The organism is Thalassotalea sp. G20_0 (assembly GCF_017744175.1).
Classification (GTDB): domain Bacteria; phylum Pseudomonadota; class Gammaproteobacteria; order Pseudomonadales; family Endozoicomonadaceae; genus Endozoicomonas.
On the sequence record NZ_JAGHQV010000414.1, the window covers coordinates 1 to 644 of the forward strand.

General features: G+C 45.3%; 1 protein-coding gene. It reads right to left on the reverse strand.

Annotated elements, in window-relative coordinates:
- On the reverse strand, nt 1-588 hold a 588-nt coding region (locus tag J7438_RS26800; RefSeq protein WP_209279064.1), incomplete at its 3' end, for a hypothetical protein.
- Between the last annotated feature and the right edge of the window lie 56 nt (nt 589-644).

Below are 644 nucleotides of genomic sequence, written 5' to 3' on the forward strand. Positions count from 1 at the left end.
CTGCGGAAGTATCATCTCTTTCCGATAGGGTTCCAATAGTTCAAGTTCTCTATTCCCCAATATCGGAAAACGATCCAGCTCTTCCATTGCTGCTTCAAAGGTAAATTTCGGCCCTTGAAGGCTCCTGGTGGAATCCTGATACCAAGGGGGTGTCGTGCTTGCAGGAGGTTGTTGCAGAGCGATTGCTGTTACTACGGTTGTTTTTGTTGCCTCAATCTGTACCAACTTTTCAGCCACTGCATTTTTAACGAGCTCAGGAACCACACCATCATTATCATTTCGGATAACCGGGCTGAGCGCCTTACATAAACTGGTGGTTAGCTGTCTGTTGCGGGCATAGTGTTCCAGAGATGACCAAACCACTGACTTTAATGGTTTATTGTATTTGATGATGTTGATAATCATAGAAGGTGACAGCAGAAATGCTACTTTTTCAGGCTTGGCTTTCCTGGTCTCTTTGGTTCTTGCTTTCATTTGGGCCAGTTTAGTCTCAAGCCTGATCGCATAGGGTTCCCGCTTGTCCTGAGGCTTTTCATACCATTGTTCTGTGAATTCGGTTGCCTTGAAAAAGGCGGTCAACTGTTCCAATGTCCAGTTCTTTATAACAAGGCCGGTATCCGTGAGGGTAAAATCCGGTTTTTGGA